The organism is Allobosea sp. 2RAB26 (genome assembly GCF_052115465.1).
Taxonomy (GTDB): domain Bacteria; phylum Pseudomonadota; class Alphaproteobacteria; order Rhizobiales; family Beijerinckiaceae; genus Allobosea.
In genome coordinates this window covers 1-18,623 of the sequence record NZ_JBFRGS010000015.1, presented here as the reverse complement: position 1 = coordinate 18,623, position 18,623 = coordinate 1, and the positions used below count along the sequence as shown (strand labels likewise).

At 65.5% G+C, this 18,623-nt stretch carries 14 protein-coding genes and 1 pseudogene; 7 read left to right on the top strand and 8 right to left on the bottom strand.

What is annotated here, in order from left to right:
* Positions 1–4: 4 nt before the first annotated feature.
* A complete protein-coding gene (locus AB4118_RS24765; protein WP_441492230.1) occupies positions 5–1,675 on the bottom strand; it encodes a peptide ABC transporter substrate-binding protein in 1,671 nt (556 codons plus the stop codon).
* A 189-nt stretch (positions 1,676–1,864) separates the two neighbouring features.
* Entirely contained in the window at positions 1,865–3,001 is a 1,137-nt protein-coding gene (locus AB4118_RS24760) for an NAD(P)/FAD-dependent oxidoreductase (RefSeq protein ID WP_441492229.1), read from the bottom strand.
* Positions 3,002–3,259: 258 nt separating this feature from the next.
* Here AB4118_RS24760 and AB4118_RS24755 point away from each other — a divergent pair, with 258 nt between their 5' ends.
* The 4 genes from AB4118_RS24755 to AB4118_RS24740 are packed head-to-tail and all read left to right on the top strand — an operon-like array spanning position 3,260 to position 7,742.
* Positions 3,260–3,673: a RidA family protein gene (locus AB4118_RS24755; RefSeq protein ID WP_441492228.1), complete on the top strand. Its 414-nt coding sequence runs from the start codon at positions 3,260–3,262 to the stop codon at positions 3,671–3,673.
* Positions 3,660–5,015, top strand: coding sequence for an NAD(P)/FAD-dependent oxidoreductase (locus AB4118_RS24750; RefSeq protein WP_441492227.1), 1,356 nt, complete (start codon positions 3,660–3,662; stop codon positions 5,013–5,015). The genes AB4118_RS24755 and AB4118_RS24750 overlap by 14 nt, the downstream gene beginning before the upstream one ends.
* 20 nt (positions 5,016–5,035) lie before the next feature.
* Positions 5,036–6,553: an aldehyde dehydrogenase gene (locus tag AB4118_RS24745; RefSeq protein WP_441492226.1), complete on the top strand. Its 1,518-nt coding sequence runs from the start codon at positions 5,036–5,038 to the stop codon at positions 6,551–6,553.
* A gap of 55 nt (positions 6,554–6,608) precedes the next feature.
* Complete coding sequence (locus AB4118_RS24740; protein WP_441492225.1) at positions 6,609–7,742, top strand: serine hydrolase domain-containing protein; 1,134 nt, start codon at positions 6,609–6,611, stop codon at positions 7,740–7,742.
* A gap of 210 nt (positions 7,743–7,952) precedes the next feature.
* On the opposite strand, the gene AB4118_RS24735 is transcribed toward AB4118_RS24740, so the two are convergent.
* Positions 7,953–8,999, bottom strand: a complete 1,047-nt coding sequence (locus AB4118_RS24735) for a sensor histidine kinase (protein ID WP_441492224.1) — start codon at positions 8,997–8,999, stop codon at positions 7,953–7,955.
* Between the two features lie 504 nt (positions 9,000–9,503).
* Positions 9,504–10,940 carry a DUF1254 domain-containing protein gene (locus AB4118_RS24730; protein WP_441492223.1) on the bottom strand — a complete coding sequence of 479 codons (1,437 nt, stop codon included), beginning with the start codon at positions 10,938–10,940 and terminating at the stop codon, positions 9,504–9,506.
* 503 nt (positions 10,941–11,443) lie between these two features.
* Between AB4118_RS24730 and AB4118_RS24725 the strand changes: the two genes are divergently transcribed.
* On the top strand, positions 11,444–12,826 hold the full coding sequence (locus tag AB4118_RS24725) for a TAXI family TRAP transporter solute-binding subunit (RefSeq protein WP_441492222.1): 1,383 nt from the start codon (positions 11,444–11,446) through the stop codon (positions 12,824–12,826).
* A gap of 109 nt (positions 12,827–12,935) precedes the next feature.
* Here the strand turns inward: AB4118_RS24725 and AB4118_RS24720 are convergent, their stop codons facing one another.
* Positions 12,936–14,456 (bottom strand): phospholipase D family protein, encoded by a 1,521-nt coding sequence (locus AB4118_RS24720; RefSeq protein ID WP_441492221.1) that lies wholly within the window; start codon positions 14,454–14,456, stop codon positions 12,936–12,938.
* Here AB4118_RS24720 and AB4118_RS24715 point away from each other — a divergent pair.
* Positions 14,383–16,338: a DUF2252 domain-containing protein gene (locus tag AB4118_RS24715; protein WP_441492220.1), complete on the top strand. Its 1,956-nt coding sequence runs from the start codon at positions 14,383–14,385 to the stop codon at positions 16,336–16,338. The two genes, AB4118_RS24720 and AB4118_RS24715, sit on opposite strands and share 74 nt — an antisense overlap.
* Positions 16,339–16,361: 23 nt before the next feature.
* Here the strand turns inward: AB4118_RS24715 and AB4118_RS24710 are convergent, their stop codons facing one another.
* The 3 genes from AB4118_RS24710 to AB4118_RS24700 form a co-directional block, all read right to left on the bottom strand.
* Positions 16,362–16,496, bottom strand: a complete 135-nt coding sequence (locus AB4118_RS24710; RefSeq protein WP_441492219.1) for a hypothetical protein — start codon at positions 16,494–16,496, stop codon at positions 16,362–16,364.
* Positions 16,497–16,841: 345 nt separating this feature from the next.
* Positions 16,842–17,150, bottom strand: a complete 309-nt coding sequence (locus AB4118_RS24705; protein WP_441492218.1) for a BTB/POZ domain-containing protein — start codon at positions 17,148–17,150, stop codon at positions 16,842–16,844.
* A 151-nt stretch (positions 17,151–17,301) separates the two neighbouring features.
* A complete protein-coding gene (locus tag AB4118_RS24700) occupies positions 17,302–17,670 on the bottom strand; it encodes a hypothetical protein (protein WP_441492217.1) in 369 nt (122 codons plus the stop codon).
* 730 nt (positions 17,671–18,400) lie between these two features.
* Between AB4118_RS24700 and AB4118_RS24695 the strand changes: the two are divergent.
* Positions 18,401–18,623: pseudogene (locus AB4118_RS24695) on the top strand (hypothetical protein); the annotation flags it as partial.

Genomic DNA, 18,623 nt, shown 5'->3' with positions numbered 1-18,623 from the left:
CCGCTCACGAAGCCCAGAACCAGCTGCGCATGTTCCAGCAATTCGACGAGCAGTTGATATTGGCGGCGAAGCCCTGCAGCCCGTCCTTGATGCCTTCGGCCATCACCGTCTGGTAGATCGGCAGCAGGACGAGATCGTCGCGGATGATCTTCTGGATCTTGCCATAGGTCGCCTTGCGCTCAGCCTGGTCGAACTGGCTCGCGCCCTCGGCCAGCAGCCGGTCGATCTCGGGGTTCTGGTACTGATAGGTGTTCAGGCCGCTGCCGGCCTTGGCCGGGATCGCCCTGCTGCTGAAGCGCGGCGTCACGTCCGGATCGTTGCCGAGCATGAAGTTGGAGCCGACCATCACGGATTCGAATTTCGACTTCTGCCAGAACTCGCCCCAGATCACCGCTCCCGGCATGTTGTTGATGCGCATGGCCACGCCGAGCGCCCGCCAATCCTGCATCAGGAGCTCCTGCGACTGTTCGCGGCCGGGATTGCCGACCGTGGTCGAGTTGGCGAATTCGAGACGCGCGCCGTTCTTCTGCCGGATGCCGTCGGAGCCGCGGGCCCAGCCGGCGGCATCGAGCAGCGCGTTGGCTTTGGCGGGATCATGGCGCTGCGCCGGCAGGCTTGAATCATAGGCCCAGGATTGCTGCGGCAGGAAGGACTCGGTCGGCACCGGCAGGCCGTAATACAAGGCCTCGATCCGCGCCTGCTTGTTCATGCCGAGATAGAGCGCTTCCCGGACCGCCTTGTCGGCGAAGGGCGCGAATTCGAGGTTGAGCGCGATATGCTCGATGAAGGCGGTCGGCGACAGCGAGAGCTTGCGGCCGCGCAAGCCCTGCGCCTCCTTGACGAAATGGGCGGAGATGCCGCTGAGCCCCAGATAGTCGATCTGCCCGGTCCGGAACTGGGTGTAGAGCATCGTCAGGTCGGGGATGTATTTGAAGACGACGCGCTCGAGATAGGGGCCCTCGCCGTGATGGGCCGGGTTGGCCTGGAGCAGCAGGTGGTCGCCGGCGACACGCTCGCCCCAGCGGAAGGCGCCGGTGCCGACGGGCGCGCTGTTGAACGGCGCCGTATTCGGATCCTGCGCCTTTTCCAGGATGTGCCTGGGCACGATGAAGGTCAGCGCCAGGATCGAGAGATAGGGCGAATAAGCGCTTTCCATGCGCCAGTGGATCTCGTCGGGGGCGACGACGACGATATCCCTGACGAGGCTGTGGCCGACGCGGTTGCGGACCCTGAAGCCGGGGGTGTTGATCAGGTCGAGCGTGTATTTGACGTCCTCGGCGGTGAACGGCGTGCCGTCATGCCATTTCACGTCCCGGCGCAGCTTGATCTTCCAGATCAGCCCGTCGGCGGAAAGCCCGCCATTGCCGACGCTCGGAACCTCGGTCGCGAGATCGGCGACGAGCCTGCCCTGCGGATCGATCGACCAGAGCGGGTTGAAAAGCTGCCACCAGACGCCCTGGTCGACCTCGCTGCCGGGCATCAGCGGATTGAAGACGGTCGGTTCCTGCGAAATCCCCGCGATCACCTGGCCACGCGGCTTTTGCGGCTGCACCAATGGACGGGCCTGCGCCTGGGCCGCGTTGAGCCCGCCGAGCAGCGAGGCTGCTCCGGCGCCGAGGCCAAGGCCCAGAAGTTCACGGCGACTGGCGCCGCTGCCTGCCTTGCTATCGATCATCGCTTCTATCCCCTTTTATCGGCACGGGCTGTGTTCAGCCTCGAAGGATGGCCGGCTCGTGCCGGCAAAGGCCCTGGATCACGTCTTCTGCGGTCAGGAAAGTACGTCAAAACGCAGAATACGTAATCAAATCCAATATCTTAGAGCATCTTTCTCGTGAGAGACCGTCGCCACTTTTCGCGGCACGCTCTAGGCCGCTCGTTGCAGCCCGTCCCGCATCGGTGAAAGATCCGCGGCGGTGAGGCCGAGTTCGGAAAGGTTCGCCGGAAGGCTGCTTCCGGCCATGATCGCGGCGATCGCCTGCCCCATGGCCGGAGAGGTCAGGATGCCGCAGCCGCCCTGCCCCGCCAGCCAGTAGAAGCCCGGCGCGTCCGGCCGCGTGCCGGCCACCGGGTTCTTGTCGGCGACGAAGCTGCGCAGGCCCGCCCATTGGCTGAGCGGCCGGCCGACCCGCAAAAGCGTATCCTGCTCGATAATCTCGATCGCCTGCGCGACATCCATGTCGTCGGGATAGACATCGCCCGGCTCGGTCGGCACCGCGTCGGCCAGGCTTCCCATCAGGCAGCCGGTTTCCGGCTTCACATACCAGCCGTAGCCGACATTGCTGACATGCGGCCAGTCGCGCGTGTCGAAGCCGGGCTGCAGCGCAAAAGTGAAGGCGGTCCGCCGGTGCGGCACGACGCCCAGCGCGACAAGCCCCGCCAGCCGCGTTACCTCGTCGACCCAGGCGCCGGCCGCGTTGAGCAGCAGCGGGGCGCGCAGCTCGCGATCGCCCAGGCGCACGCTCCAGAACTCGCCCTCCCGGCGGATCGACTGCACATCGGCCTTGGTCAGGAGCGAGGCGCCATTGCCCTTCGCGCCGCGCAGATAGCCCTGCAGCAGCGCATTGACGTCGATATCCATCGCATCGGGTTCATAGACCCCCGCATCGACCTTGTCGGCGACCAGCGCCGGGAAATGGGCGAGCGCGGCACGACCGCCGAGATACTCGGCACGGGCGCCGACGGAGTGGAGATTGTCGCGCAGGCGGATGAGCGCCGCCTCCTGCCCCGCCTTCGCAACCGTCAGGCAGCCGCGCGGCGTCATGATCGGGTGATCGGTGAAGCCCTCGGGCGGCGTCTCCAGGAAGGCGCGGCTCGCCTGCGCCATCTTGCGCATGGTCGCGGCGCTGATCCCGACCGTGAACTGGGCCGCGGTGCGGCCGGAGCTGTGATAGCTGAAATGCTCCTCACGCTCGATCACGGCGACCGAGCCATGGGCGGAGAGGAAATAGGCCGCTGACGCGCCCGCTATCCCGCCGCCGATGATGATGACGTCAACCTGCATCGGCCGAACGCTTCCCTGCACTGCTGCCCGGCAACCGACGACCGGTTGCGCTGATCTGAAGGAGGGCACCGGGACGCCGGCTTGTCGATTTCAATAATTGGAGGTCGAGGGCTGAAAAACTGGGACCGCCCTCGCCCGCTTTCCCGCCCCAAATTCCCGGACCGAATTTCTGGCCCTCCGCCTCCAATAATTGAAATCGACAAGGCGCCCGTCGCCGCGCTCCCTCTTGGCGCAAGGCAACGTCATGCGAAAGCGATCATGAGCGACACCAGACCATCAACGGGCGGCCGGCGCCTGATTTCCTCGGGCAGCGAATTCGAACAGACCTATAGCTACAGCCGGGCCGTGGTCGTCGGGCCCCATGTCATGCTGTCGGGCACCACGGGCTATGACTATGCCTCGAGCACGCTGGCAAAGGGCGCCCGCGAGCAGACCCTGCAGCTCTTCCGCAATGCCTCGGCCGCCTTCTCCCAGGCCGGCGCGACGCTTTCCGATGTCGTGCGGGTGCGGATGTATCTGTCCCAGGCCGCTCACTACGAAGAGATCATGGCCGTCTTCGCCGAGACTTTCCGGGGCGTGAACCCTGCCTGCACGACGGTCGAGGCCGGGCTGTTCGATCCGGAGATCCTCGTCGAGATGGACATGGATGCCATCCTCGATGTCCGCGCTTAGCCTGTTCCCGCACGCCCCCGACGATGTCGTCGCGCAGCTCGGCGCCGAACCGGTCGCGCTGCCGCGCCAGGCCGATGTCGTCGTCATCGGCGGCGGCATCATGGGGGCGGCATCGGCCTATTATCTCGCCGGCGCCGGGCTCAGCACCATCCTGATCGAGCGGGACAAGGTCTCGTCCCAGCAATCGGGCCGCAACTGGGGTTTCGTGCGGACGCAGTATCGCGATCCGCTCGAATTGCCGCTGGCGATCGAGGCGCTCAGGATCTGGCCGGAGCTGGAACAGGAACTCGGCCAGCCGATCGGCTGGCGCCGGACCGGCTGCATCTTCGTGGCGGAGACCGACGCGGAGCTCCAGAGTTTCGCGCATTGGCACGATGTCACGCGCGACATCGCCGTCGATGCCCGGATGCTGTCTGGCCCACAGCTCGCGAGCCTGATGCCGTCGCTGCGCGGCCAGGCGCCCGGCGCGCTGCACACCCCCTCGGACGGACAGGCCGAGCCCGCGCTCGCGACCACGGCCTTCGCCCGGGCGGCGATGCGGCGCGGCGTCCGCGTGCTCGACGATTGCGGGGCGCTCGCCATCGAGGTCTCCGGCGGCCGGGTCAGCGGCGTCGTCACCGAGCATGGCCTGATCCGCTGCGGCACCGTGGTCTGCGCGGCTGGCCTGCAAAGCCACCGCCTGCTCGCCCCGCTCGGCCTCGTCCTGCCACAGCAGGGCGTGCGCAGCACGGTCTCGCTCACCGCCCCGCTGCCGCCGCTCAGCGACGCCTGTTTCTGCGGCTTCGGCATCGGGCTGCGGCAGCGCGCCGACGGCTCTTGCATCATCGCGGCCGATTCAAGCTCGGATATCGATCTCTCCCTCGATTCATTCCGAGCCTCGCGCTTTTTCCTGCCCGAGCTGCTGCGCTACCGCAGCGGCTTCGCCTTCAGGCTCGGGCGGCCGCTCCTCGACGATCTGCATGAGCGCCTATCCGTGCCGAAGCGCGAGCGGCCGGTGGCGCGCCGGCGTCCGCGCATCCCGGCCAATGAGGCGCGGGCGGCCAGGACCGGCGAGAGCGTCAGGCAGCTCTTCGCCGGAGCGGACGGCATCGAGATCGTGAAATCCTGGGCCGGCCAGATCGACGTGATGCCGGACGCGCTGCCGGTCCTGGACAGCCCCTCGGAGATCGCCGGGTTGATCGTCGCGACTGGCTTCTCCGGGCACGGCTTCGGCCTCGGCCCGGCCGTCGGACGCCATGTCGCCAGCCTCGCCAGCGGTGACGCTCCGGCCGCGATCCTCGCGCCGCTGCGCTTCGACCGTTTCGCGCGCGGCACCTATTCGCGCCCGCACGCCCCCCTCTGAGCCTCATCCGGGATGTCGTCATGAATTTTGAGACCGCGGCCCATTACCGGGCCATCGCCGGCAGCCTGGCGCTGCCCGCCGGGGCCTTCATCGACGGCGCGCGCGCCGGCCCGGCCGACGGAAAGCTCCTCGAAACCGTCAACCCGGCGACGGGCGAGGTGCTGACCACGATCGCGCATTGCGGACCTGCCGATGTCGACCGGGCCGTGGCCGCCGCGCGGCGCTCCTTTCGCGATGGCTCCTGGTCGCGCGCCACGCCCGAGCTGCGCAAGGCGGTGCTGCTCAGGCTCGCCGAGCTGATCCGCAGCAACGCGACCGAACTCGCTGTGCTGGAAAGCCTCGACAGCGGCAAGCCGATCAGGGACTGCCTGAAGGAGATCGCGATCGAGGTTCCCGCCACCTTCCAATGGTATGCCGAGCTGATCGACAAGAGCTTTGGCAGGGTCGCGCCCACCGGCGAAGACGCCTGTGCCCTGATCACGCGCGAGCCGATCGGCGTCGTCGGTGCCGTCCTGCCCTGGAATTTCCCGCTGCTGATGGCGGCCTGGAAACTGGCGCCGGCGCTGGCCAGCGGCTGCTCCGTCGTCGTCAAGCCGGCCGAGCAGACCGCGCTGTCGCTGCTGCGGCTGGCGGAGCTGGCGACTGATGCCGGTCTTCCCGCCGGCGTGCTCAACGTCCTGCCCGGTCTCGGCGAGACCACCGGCCGGGCGATCGGCCTGCACAACGATATCGACGCCGTCTCCTTTACCGGCTCGACGCAGGTCGGCCGGCTGTTCCTGCGCTATGCCGCAGAAAGCAACCTGAAATCGATCGGCCTCGAAATGGGCGGCAAGAGCCCCTTCATCGTGCTCGATGATGCCGAACTTTCGCCGGAGCTGATCGAGAACGCCGTGACTGCGGCCTTCTGGAATGGCGGCCAGAACTGTTCCGCCAATATGCGCCAGATCATCGACCGCAGCCGCCAGGAGGAATATCTCCATCTGGTCACGGAACGCGCCCGGGCGCTGGTCGTCGGGGATCCGCTCGATCCGGCGACGGAACTCGGCCCGATGGTCTCGGCCGAGCATCGCCGGACGGTGCTGGGCTTTGTCGAGGCCGGGCATCGCGAGGGCGCGCGCTGCGTCCTGGCATCCTCGCAAGCGCTACAGGAGCGGCCCGGGCATTTCCTTGGCCCGACCGTCTTTGGCGACCTGAGCCCACAGATGACGATCGCGCGCGAGGAGATTTTCGGCCCGGTGCTCGGCGTGCTCCCGGTCGACGGTCTGCACGAGGCGCTGGCGGTCGCGAATGACAGCGACTACGGGCTGCACGCGACGCTCTACACCAGGGATCTCGACCGGGCGCTGTTCATGTCCCGGCGGCTGGCCTGCGGCACCGTTGCGATCAACGGCTTCACCGAAGGCGATCTCAAGACGCCGTTCGGCGGCTATAAGCGCTCGGGCTCGCTGGCGCGCGACAAGGGCCTGGAAGCCATGGGGCAGTACCTGCAGACGAAGACGACCTGGATCAGCATCAGCGCGCCGACACGGCAGGGATGATGTGGCGGGACAGGCAGGCCGGGATCATGGCCAGGAACGGGCAATGGATAAGGCGATGAGCATGGACAGCTCCACCCGCGCTCAGATCGAGCGCTTCTATGACGGCACCTTGCTGCCCGACGAGATGGTCGCGACGATGTCGACCGATGGCGGCTGGTTTCCTTCGCGAACCATCGCACGCGCATCGACGCCGTCCGTGCTGAAACGATCCGGCCAGGCCCTGCCACCGCTCGCCATCCAGGACCACGGCACGAGCTTCGACCTCTACGACTATCTCTCGGTCAACCGCGTCGCCGGGCTGATGGTGCTGCGCGATGGCGAGGTGGTGCAGGAGAGCTATTCACTGGGCATCGGCCCGCAGACGATGTGGAATTCCTGCTCGCTCGCCAAATCGGTGGCCGCGACGCTGGTCGGCATCGCGCTGCGCGAGGGCGCCATCGCGAGCCTCGACGACCCGGTGACGCGCTACGCCCCGCTCGGCGGCGTCTATGCGCAGGTCTCGATCCGGCAGCTCTTGCGCATGGCGTCCGGCATCCGCTGGCGCGAGGCCTATACCGACCCGACCTCCGACCGCAGGCAGCTGTTGGACATCCAGATGCAGTGGCAGAAAGGCGGCATCGCCCGGCATATGGCCGGCCTCCCCGCCGAGACGGCGCCGGGGCAGTCCTGGACCTATAATACCGGTGAATCCTACCTCGTCAGCGCGGTGATGGAAGGCGCCACCGGCACGAACCTCGCCGATTACCTCTCCACGCGGCTGTGGTCGCGCATGGGCGCGGAAGCCGACGCGACCTGGTGGTCGGAGAGCCCGGACGGAATGACCGTGTCGGGCAGCGGCATGCACGCGACCATGCGCGATTACGCCCGTTTCGGGCAGTTCGTGCTCGATGGCGGGCGGATCGGCGGCGAGACCCTGCTGCCCGAAGGCTGGACCGGCGAAGCGGGTTCGCCCTTCCCGATCGGCGACACCCTCATCCCCTATGGCTATATGTGGTGGATTCCCGTCCTCGATGATCCCGCGCTCAAGGGCACCTTCCAGGCCGAGGGCATCTATGGCCAGTACATCCACATCAACCCGCAGAAGCGCCTGGTCGTCGTGGTGCTGAGCGCGCGCTCGAAGCCGAGCTACCGTCAGCGCCTCGAGATCAATGACGACGCCTTTTTCGCGGCGCTTGCCCGCGCCTTGTGAGGGACAGGGCTGGAGTGCGTTTCCCGCAACGATGGACAAGGGCGTTCGCGCGGCATCCTGTTGCCCGAACTGGCACCATATTGGCCTGGATTGCGAGAAGAGGGCAGAGGCGAACCGACGAGCAGGTAGGTCTGCGACGACAGATCACGCAGCTTGTCCGGGCAATAGGCTGCTCATCGCATCCAGCGCCCGGGAGACCTCAAGGGAGTTTCAGGCCGCGCTCGGCATGCGCGAGATGAAGCTCGCCCGGGTGATCGAAATCTTCATGCCCCCGGCCCCGCTCTGCGCCTCCATGACGGCGTCGAGCTGCTTGACGAGCGCCTGCACAATAGCCGTGCCCAGTCCGGTGCCGGCGTCGCTTGCCGTCTTTCCGATGCCATTATCGGAGACGATCAGCTTCCAGTCGGCACCGTTGATCTCGTAGGTGACGAGGATCATGGCATCGGCCCGGACGACGGGGAATGCGTATTTGATGGCATTGATGACAAGCTCGGTGACGATAAGGCCGAGGCTCACGGCTTGATCGGAACGGATCGCCCCTGAATCCGCCATCACCTTGACCGTGATGGGCTGGCCCTCCCCGACCATTGACGAAGCGAGGCTGCCGCAAAGCTTGGTGAGGTAGGAGTTGACCTCGACCTGGTCGATCGCCTCGGAGGTGTGGAGATGCCGCTGCACTTCGGCGACCGACATGACGCGTTGATGCGCATCCTTCAGATGCCGGCGGGTTTCCTCCGATGAGACAGCCCGCGCCTTCAGCAGCAGGATGCTGGCGATGATCTGGAGGCTGTTGGCGACGCGGTGCTGGATTTCCTGAAGCAGGACATCCTTCTGGCGCAGCAGCTCTTCGGTTTGCCTGAGAAGCTCCTCCTTCTCCCGCTCGACCGCCCGACGCGCCGTGACGTCGGTGCAGGTGAGCAGGATCCTTGTGGCCGAGCCGTCTTCGTCGACCATCTGCCGGGCATTCAGGAGAATGGTCCGCCGGCCGAGATCGGGACAATCATGCTCGACCTCGAACCCGTCCATGACGGCATGCGTGGGAATGATCCGTTCCAGAAGAACGCGAAGGGCAGCGATGTCCCATTGGCCGTCGCCCAGAGTGGAGAGCGGACGGCCCGGCGCTTCGTCAGGATCGATGCGGAAGGCGGTGCAGAAGGCGTTGCTGGCTGCCAGGACACGAAGCTGATCGTCGAGCACAGCAAATGGCTCGGGGATCGTATTGACGATCGCCTGCGCCAATGTGCGTGGGTCTGCCATGTCTTGAGAAATCCTTCTGGGACGCGGCAAGCCCCCCGGCGGGGATCACAAGCGCATTCTCGGGCCGGCAACCGGCCCGTTTCTGAGGGATGATACACCTTGCAGTGATCACTGTCGCAGCCCGAGCGGGGGTTTCGGACTTCCAGAAGGGTCCAATGCCCTCATCGCGAATGACACCGCCGATGGCCGTCTTCGATCACCGCCGAGCCTGCGGTCTGGAGTAACTGACGTCCTGGATCATCGGACCGGATATCGTATCCGGTTCGATGATCTAACCCTTTGTGTTTGCATCGGCTTTCTCGAAAACCGCAATCCACTTTTCGGGCCGATGCCTTAGCGGGTCCAGTCCGGTCGAAGGGCGTTTGCGGATTGCCCCGCCGCGACCAGGGCTGACTGACCGACCGCAGCCTCCGCGCCATTCACTCACGCGGGGCAACCGCGAGACCGAGGGCTTCACATGCCGGGGCACCGGAGCGGGTTCGTTCCGGTGCCCTCTCCTGGGGATTACTGGCCCACCACGGCCGGAAGCCCCTGCGCCCTGGTGATGGCTGGGGGGTTCCATTTGCCGGTCAAGACCTCGGATTTCGGGCCGTAGAGCCGCATCGTCAGATTGAACTCGCCCTTCGGCGCCGGAAGCCAGTTCGCCTCCTTGTCCTTGCCCGGATTGGCATTCTGGAAATACAGGTCGAGCGATCCGTCGGCGTTGAATTTGAACGGCATCCAGCTGCTGACCGCAAAGCGATCGAGACTGTTGGCGACCTGAAATCCCTCCGGGTCGTAGAGCGTGACCGACCAGAAGGCGTTCACGGGTGGCAGGGCGCCCTTTTCAAAATGCAGCGTGTATTTGCCGGCGCCGTCGAGCGGCTTGCCAGCTTCGTCACCGAGATTGAGGGGGTAGACCGCATCTTCGGGGAGATTGGCGCCCAGGCCTACCTGCGCAACGATAGCGCGCTTGAGATAGTAGTTTCCGTAGACGCCCATGGTATCGGTGTTCATCGACCAATGGTTCGCCACCCGGGCGAGCGTCGGGATCTTCCATTCCATGAGCTTCTGCCCGGCCTCGGGTGCAGCTTCGAGGCCCTTCTTTACCGCCGGCGGGAGCTTGTCGATATCGAAGCTCTCGCCCGGCACGATGCCGATGCGCTTCATCTGAGCGATGATCGGCTGATCCGTGGAATGCGGCGGATGAAGCTTCAACAACTCGGCGGCGTAGGCGAAGTACTTAGCCGCCGGCATGGTGTCGACCTGAACCTTCGGCGGCGTCTTCATGTCGATGCTGGGATCGATCTTCACCTCGACCGGCTTCGGCGCCTTACCCCAGTCGGACAGGGCCGTAACCTTGTAGCCGGCCTGGACCTTGTGAACGGCCTCATAATCCGGCGGACCGTCCGTCTTCGTCCGGCCGATGATCCAGACATAGGGCGTCGGCGCGCCGATACGCGCCATCCCGGCTGGTACCGTCCCGGTCCAGCCAGGAGGTGTGATCAGGAAATTGCCGGCTTGCGTCCCCGTCGTCCGCCATCCCGGCGATGCGAAGACGTCGGTCCACATGTCGAGCATGGGCAGAAGATAGTAACGGCCGCCCGTGTCGGGCGCGGAGACGACCTGCGGTTCCTTGGTCAGATCGAGCCAGGCGATGGAATAGAGCGTGTCGAAATTAACCCGGACGACGACCTTCATATCGGCCGGCGGGAACGCCGGCACGTTCACGAACATGTTCATCGGGCCCTTTCCGAATTCTTTTCCGGCCTCGATGTTCGTGGATTGCTTGCGGGTTACGTCCATGGAGAGCAACGGATAGAAGTAGAGATAGGCATCGACCCCAATGGCTTGCGCCTCAGTTTCGGTCAGCGCCGGCTGCGAACCCTGAGCGATCGCGATATGTACAGATCCAAAACCAAGAAGAACACCCAGAGACAATCCAATCGCAATTTTATTCATTTCACTCTCCCGCTTCCGCTAGAGATGTCAGAGCTTAAATTCGGAAACTCAGAATTTATCTTCCGTAGATCAGGATACCGATGCGCCGATCTATAATAATCAACGCTTTGATAGTCGGCGAACATTTGTTGTCGACAAAGGCCACGCAGAATTCATTGTGACTGAGAAGGAGACCGCGTCAATTCGTAATGGAGCGGGAGAGCCGACATGCTTGGCCTCTGCCATGAAGGCCGATCCTGGCCGTTACGCGACGCGCCTCGGCGCCATTCCTGCTGGCCTCCTGCGCCAGTTCGCCATCCCGACCATCCGAATGCGCGGCTCTGCAGCCCTGCGAGAGCGGAGCACGTGCCAATGCCATGGGTGACGTGGCCGTATAGTGCGCTAAGCTTGCCCTGCCGAGCTCGTGGGCTGCCCCTGCTGAATGGGTTCAGGGTCCGACTTATCCTGGCTTGCAGGTGCTGAGCCGACGTCTTCGAAGCGAGGCGCAGTTCGGGACATGTGCCATGAACATCTCGATGTCGCGTCTCCTGCTGATCTCCGCGGCGGCCTTCGCGCTGCTCACCGCCGCCGTCGTCGGCTATCTCTCCTGGTCGCAGCCCCTGCATCTGCGCGTCGCGGCCGGCCCCAAGGACGGGATCGATGCCAAGCTGCTGATCGCCTTCAATCGCCTGCTCGACGTCAACCGGGCCGGGGCGCGCCTGGACCTGGTCACGACGGCCGACATGCACGAAAGCAGTCAGCTGCTGGAGAAACGGGAGGTCGACCTCGCCGTGCTGCGGCTCGACGATCCCCTACCGACCGGGGCTGCACTGGTCGCAATGCTGCGCACCAATCTCATGATCGCTGCAGCACCGGCCAGGCTCAAGCTGGAGACCCTCGCCGACGTGAAGGGCAAGCGCCTCGGCCTTGTCTCCCGCTCACCGCTCGATGAGCCGTCCTTCGTCCGGCTGCTCGACATGGTGGGCCTCACACCGGCAGATGTTCGCATGACGATCATCAAGCCCGAGGATGTCGCCCGGCTCGTCGCCGGCGGACAGCTCGATTGCGTCGTCGTGCTCGGCGTGCCGGCCGATCCCGTGGTCAGGGACGTGGTCGCCGCGGTCGGCGACAAGCGCAAGACACCCCCGACCATCCTCAGCATCGAGCTTGGCGAGTCCCTGAAGCAGAACACCCCGGCCGCCAGCTCCGAGACGATCGAGAAGAACGCCTTTCCGCGCCTGTCCATTCCCGACGACGATGTCGACACGGTCGGGGTTCCAACCGCGCTGGCCGCCAATCGCGCCTCGACCGGCCCCATGCGCGTGCGGCTCTACAACAACGCGATCATGGAGGTAACGCGCGGCCTGCTGGAGCGGCGCAGCGAGCTGGCGCGCGAGGTGCCGCTGGCCAGCCTGATCACCCCGCCCGACAGCGAGAAGGACGCGCGCTTTCCACTTCACCCCGGAACCGCCGCCTATCTGGAAGATACGGACACGAGCTGGTCGACCCTGTTCAGCGAACAGATCTGGAATGTCGTGCTGGTCGGCGGGGTCATCAGCTCGATGCTCGCCGCCGCCGGCGGCTTCCTCAACCAGGGCGGCGCCGATCCGATGGGCGGGATCCTGTCCCGCCTGAAGGACATCACGGAACGCGCCGGCGCCTCGACCGATCCAGCCGACGCGCAAGGGCTGTCGCAGGAACTCGGCGTCCTGGCGATCGACATGGCAGCCCTCGGCTACAAGCGCCGATGCAGCTACGAGGAGTTCGCGCCGCTGCAACTCGCCTATGAGAGCGCGCGGGACGCTGTCGCGGCACTGCGCGCCGGACCGCCGCCCACGGCTCGCGGCGACATGGCATCGGAAGCCGTGGCGCGGCCCCAGTCACTGCAACGGGAGCGCAGCCCGTGAGCGCTGCCCCTGTCGCACGGCGCTGATGGCCGCCCCGGCAAGGACGCTCGCGATGAATGCCCCGCCCACGAGCACCCGGACATTGCCCGCGCGAGCCGGGTTGTGGGCGTCAGAGTTGCGAGTCGATCGGCAGGAGCTTCAACAGGTCGGCGACGAGGCGCCGGCGCAAACGGGTCTCGGGCTCGCCCCGATAGTGGACGCTTTGCCCCTCCCGCGCCGTCTCCCAGACGATCCCGCCATTCGGCTCGAGCAGAACACGGTAGCTGTTGGCGGGCCCGACGCCGGTCGCCATGTAGGCGACCAGCCTCTCCGCCAGCTCCGGGCTCTCGATATAGAGCCCGGCCTCGGTGTTGATCACGGCGGAGCGCGGATCGAGGTTGAAGCTGCCGATGAACACGGCCTGCCGGTCGAAGGCCATGGCCTTGGTATGCAAGGCTGCAGGTGACCGGCCGGAACGGAGCGACCAGCCCGGCCGGTAGGCGTCGGTATCCGGGCGCAGCTCGTAGAGCTCCATGCCGTTCTCCAACAGCCGCCGGCGGGTCTTGGCGTAGCCGGAATGCGCCGGCAGCATGTCGTTCGAAGCCAGCGAATTGGTCAGCACGCGCACCCGGACATGGCGCTCGTGCAGCGCCTTGACGGTTGCCTGCGCCCTGGCGGGAAGCACGAAATACGGCGTCTCGACGAGCAATTCCTGCTTCAGCTCGGCGACACGCCCGCGGATGAACGCAACCACATGGTCGCTCTCGATGCCCGGCGCGATGGTTTCCGGATCGTCGGCGATGACCCGGCCCTGTGCCCAGACGAGATTGTCGCGAAGCTCCGCGCTCTGGAGTGCCAGCTCGTCGAGGTCCTGGTCGATCGGATAAGGGTATTCGGCGGCGGCGATCTCCGCGCGCAGGCGAATGAGGATGGCATCGAGATCGGCGGCGCCATAGCTGCGCTCGACGATCGTCGCGATCGGCACGGTCGAGGGATTGTTCCAGAACCGGTCGAAAACATCGGACAGATTGCGCACGACAGGCCCGACCGCCAGCACGTCCAGATCGCGATAGCTGGCGATCGTGTTCACGCCATAATAGATGTCGCCGATATTGCGGCCGCCCACGATCGCCGCAGCATTGTCGGCAACCATCAGCTTGTTGTGCATGCGGCGGTTCAGCCGGCCGAAATCGACGATATAGTCGAGCGCAGACCAGCGCCGGTTTGTCACCGGATTGAACAGGCGGATCTCGACATTGGGATGCGCGTCGAGGGCGGCTTTGACGGCATCGCTGGCCTTGTAGAAGGCGTCGTCGACGAGAAGACGAACCCTGACCCCGCGATCGGCCGCCTTCATCACGCTGTCGACGATGATGCGGCCGGTGATATCGCCGTCCCAGGAATAGTACTGCATATCGAGGCTGCGCTCGGCCAGGTCGGCCAGCGCGAGACGGGCGATGAAGGCCTCACGCCCGTGGATCAGGAGGCTGAAGCCGGAGAGGCCGGGATGTTGATCGGCAGCCGCGCCGAAGGATTGTCCCAGCCTGGTCGAGGCGGGGTCGCCGAACGCCGTCGATATGCTGCGCTGGTCGTCGGACCAAGGGCGGGCAGCGCGGCCGGTGAAAACCCTACCCAGCCAATTCACGACCATGCGCGGGATTGCGCGCGCGCCGGGCGCCCGAGGCCGGACCGACCCTGCAGAACGGCTGGTTCCTTGCGTATCGGCGCGTATCGGGCTGGGCTTTTCGCGGCGCATGGTGCTCTCCACCATCCCTGGCTGGCAAGCAAGCGCGGCAGCGGGCAATCCGTCAAGCACAAGCCGCGGGCCAATTGGCCTGTGCCTCGAAAAATCACGGCCAATGCGGTGGGGGATACTGCAAGGATATTGGGCCATGCCCGGCCAGGCGCGGCGGTTGTGGCGTGGCGCTGCCCACACCGGAGAGACGACGCGCGGAACGAGCCGACAATTCGGTGCGATCAGGGCCTCAAAGGCAGTTCTCGAATTCGCGAAAAGGCGTACCTTACGCAAAGATTGCGCCGGCTGTTTTCTGTGTGGGGGCGTCATGTCTGCAAAATCGAACAGGCTCGCGTCGCCAAAGAGGTCTGAGCTGGAGGTCCTGCACGGCGCCAGCGCCGACGAGATCCTCACCAATCGGCCGCTACCGGATGAATTCACGCGGGTGATGTCGTTGGCGGAGCGGATGGAGGCCGGAAAGGCGCTTCGCGATCGCGTCCCCCGCCCGCAGCATCGGACATGGGCGCCGAACGGAAGCCGCCCCGACCCGCTCGCCCTTCTTCAGGCGGCGGATGCCGATCGCATTCCCGAGCTCGTCCCCATCCGCTATGGGCGCATGCTGCAGTCGCCCTTTGCTTTCTACCGGGGATCGGCAGGCATCATGGCAGCCGATCTCAGCACCACGCCGAACACCGGCATCCAGGTGCAGGCCTGCGGCGACTGCCACCTGATGAATTTTGGCGGCTTTGCCACGCCCGAACGCAACATCCTCTTCGACATCAACGATTTCGACGAGACCTTGCCCGCCCCCTGGGAGTGGGACATCAAGCGGCTCGCGACCTCGTTCGTCCTCGCGGCCCGGTCGATCGGATTGCCGGCCAGGACCGCGCGGGACACCGCCATCGCCTGCGTGCGCAGCTACCGCAGGCACCTTGCGACTTACGCGGACATGCATCCGCTCGACGTCTGGTACGCGCGCGTCACGGGAGACGATCTCGTCTCCGTGGCGCCCGCGCGCGAACGGGGCCGAATTCAGAAGCGGATCGCGAAGGCGGCCCAGCAGGACGGCTCGGAAACCGATTTTCCCAAGATAACGGACATGGTTGGCGGTCGCGTCCGCATTCGCGACATGCCGCCCCTGATCTACCATCCCGAGGGATCGCGGCGTCCGGATTTCGAGGAGCAGTTGAAGCGGATCTTCCGCGATTATCGGGAGACCTTGTCCGAGGACCGTCGCGTCCTGCTGGACCGCTATCATCTGGTCGACGCAGCCATCAAGGTCGTCGGCGTCGGCAGTGTCGGGCGCCGCTGCTGGGTTGTCCTAATGATGTCCTCCTGCAACGACCCCTTGTTCCTGCAGTTCAAGGAGGCGGTGGCTTCGGTGCTAGAGCCCTATGCCGGCACGAGCGCCTATTCCCAGCACGGCCAGCGCGTCGTCGTCGGGCAGCGCCTGATGCAGCCTGCATCGGATCTGTTCCTGGGCTGGGTCACCGCCGAGCTTTCAGGCAAGCAGTTCTATGTGCGCCAGTTGCGCGACGCCAAGATCAAGCCGCTGGTCGTGACCTTCGACGCCGAGCTGCTCCTGAGCTACGCCCTCGCCTGCGGTTGGGTGCTGGCACGCGCGCATGCTGTCGCCGGCAACGCCGACGGCATCAGCGGCTATCTCGGATCGAACGACCAGTTCGACGAGGCATTGGGCGATTTCTCGGTGAGCTATGCCGACCAGGCGGAGCGCGACCATGCCGCCCTCAAGGCCGCCGTGCGCCTGGGCAAGGTCAAGGCCTATCTGGACGCCTAGCGGAACCGGTCACGGATGGCGCTTCAATGGATCACGACCGCCGCAATCAGGGCGAAGGCTGCGGCAAGGGTGAAGAGAGCGAGCCAGGCGGGATAGCGCGGTGCCATCCACAGCCCGAGCGCGCGGCAATGATCCAGACTCGACCACAGGCTTGTCATGGTGGTCTCCATCGCATGTTGCCGGGATCGGACCATCCGCGGAGAGGCTGAACCTTAAGGCTGAGGCTAAAGCTGAGGCCAAGGCCGAGGCTGGTCGCCGCTCCGCGAGCGATCGTCCGGAGACCTGGGTCAGGCCGCCGGCGATATCATCTAAGCGGCATCGGACATGGCGCGGGATCGCGCCAAATGCCTGGCCCTTGCCGGGCTCGACTGGAATTGCGGTGGGCCGAGGCAAGGTCGGCGTCGGGGCTGGTCTCAGTTCGGTCCGAAGCGAGACGGCCCCTTCACTGGACGCTCAATCGGCGGATTAAGCAAGCAGCCCGCCCGCGTCATCTTGGCCACGCCTCAGGCGCGGACTGCCGACGGGCTGACAGGCACGACCGTGAACCGATCGCGGGGGCGCCGCGGTGCGAAGCTCGTCCTTTGATTGAGGTCGCCGGTCTCGTAGCGCATATAGGCCTGGATCGCGGTCATCACGGCGCCAAGCGAGGCGTAGGGGCCAAACCGGATCATGGGGAGCGCCAGCACGCCGCGGTTCTGCGGGCCGATCCAGAAGTCGTCATCCCGCTCCGCGACAATCGTTCCGAAATGGCGACCGAGCCGGTCCTTCATTTCCCAAACGCTGTGCTCGAGCTGCGTGACGACGATGTCCATGAACGCCTCCGGCCGGCCGGTTGCGCGCTTGCGCCGGTCGCCAGGATATGGGGTTGCCGGGTCATGCCGATAAGGTCGCCAGCCGGGAATACAGCCGCCGCGACGAGGCCAGGGCGTTCACGCCCCCTGGCGCTGCCGGCCGCCATCGCCGTCAGAACTTCTTCCTGGTGATCAGGGTCAGCCGCCCATTGGCACCGGTCTCGGCGACGAGCACCTGCAGCGATGACAGCCCCTGCGCCCGAAGCGCAAGGGCGAGGAGCGGTGCTGCATCGATCGCCGTCCGGAGCTTCTGCAGTTCGTCATCGCCGCGTGCTGCGACGATCCGGGTGACGCGTAGCCGTTCCGGCTTTGGCAGCGCGCGGATATCGACGACGATCACCGACCGGTTCCTCAAGGGTCCCGATGCAGCCACGGGACTGAGCCCGACCTCGCGGTCGACAGCAGCTTCTTCAGGCGGAGCCTGGGCCTGGGCGGCACCGGTGAGTGCGAGGGCGGAAACCGCGGCCACGATCGGGATCATGTGCATCGGCAGTCCTTCCATCCGGTCACGGGTCGGCGCGGAGTTCAGGCACGCCCGGGCGGTAACGCCCGTGCTGCGATCACCGCCTCGACGCGTTGCGAGCCCCCATCCTGTCCATCCGGTTTCGTGCAGGCCTCGTGATCGTCATCTCGCCGAGCAAGACTGCGCTGGCGATCTCGCGATCCCGCGCGACGTTTCAGCAGAGCTGCGATGCCCTCTACCAGAAGTGGACGATCACCAAGAACTGCAACTAAAATACTCATTACAGCCAGATCTTTCCGATCAAACTTTAATCTCGGACAGATTTCATGATCAAAAAATCACCAGAGGAATGAATACCTTTTAAAAGCCTGATATCCCCTGAGAAAGCGGGGCAGTGAAACGTCAAGTACGAAAATTTGTACAGGGATTTCTCTACCCGATTACGCTTTTGTTACCCGCCCGGAGCCCACAAGGAGCAGGGATGCCACAGTCGATGCGATCACGGCATGGCGCCCGGGCCAATCGCCGCCGCGCCCTGCGCCCATGGAGCAGCCGGGTCAGAACGGGAGCCTCGCGTGGAGCAGCGGCGCCATCGACGGCGCCGATGAGGGGCGTTCCCCGGCGTCGCGATCGTGGGCGCCCGCCGGCATAACATTCCGGCATGAAGTCATGCCTGCCGGCGGATTGCCCGCCGGGGCGTGGTTCCTATGCTCGGCTCAAAGATACACTCACTTCGGATCAGCTCTTCATGGCACATGCGACCACCGCGCACCCTCGCCCGGGAGATCACGGCGCGACGGCCGATCGCCCTGTCGGGCTGAGGCAGACCTCCCTGAACACGGATACGGCCGTGGAGATGATCGGGGTCAACAAGTGGTATGGCGAGTTCCATGTCTTGCGCGACATCAACCTGAAGGTGGCGCGCGGCGAGAAGCTGGTGATCTGCGGACCCTCAGGCTCGGGCAAGTCGA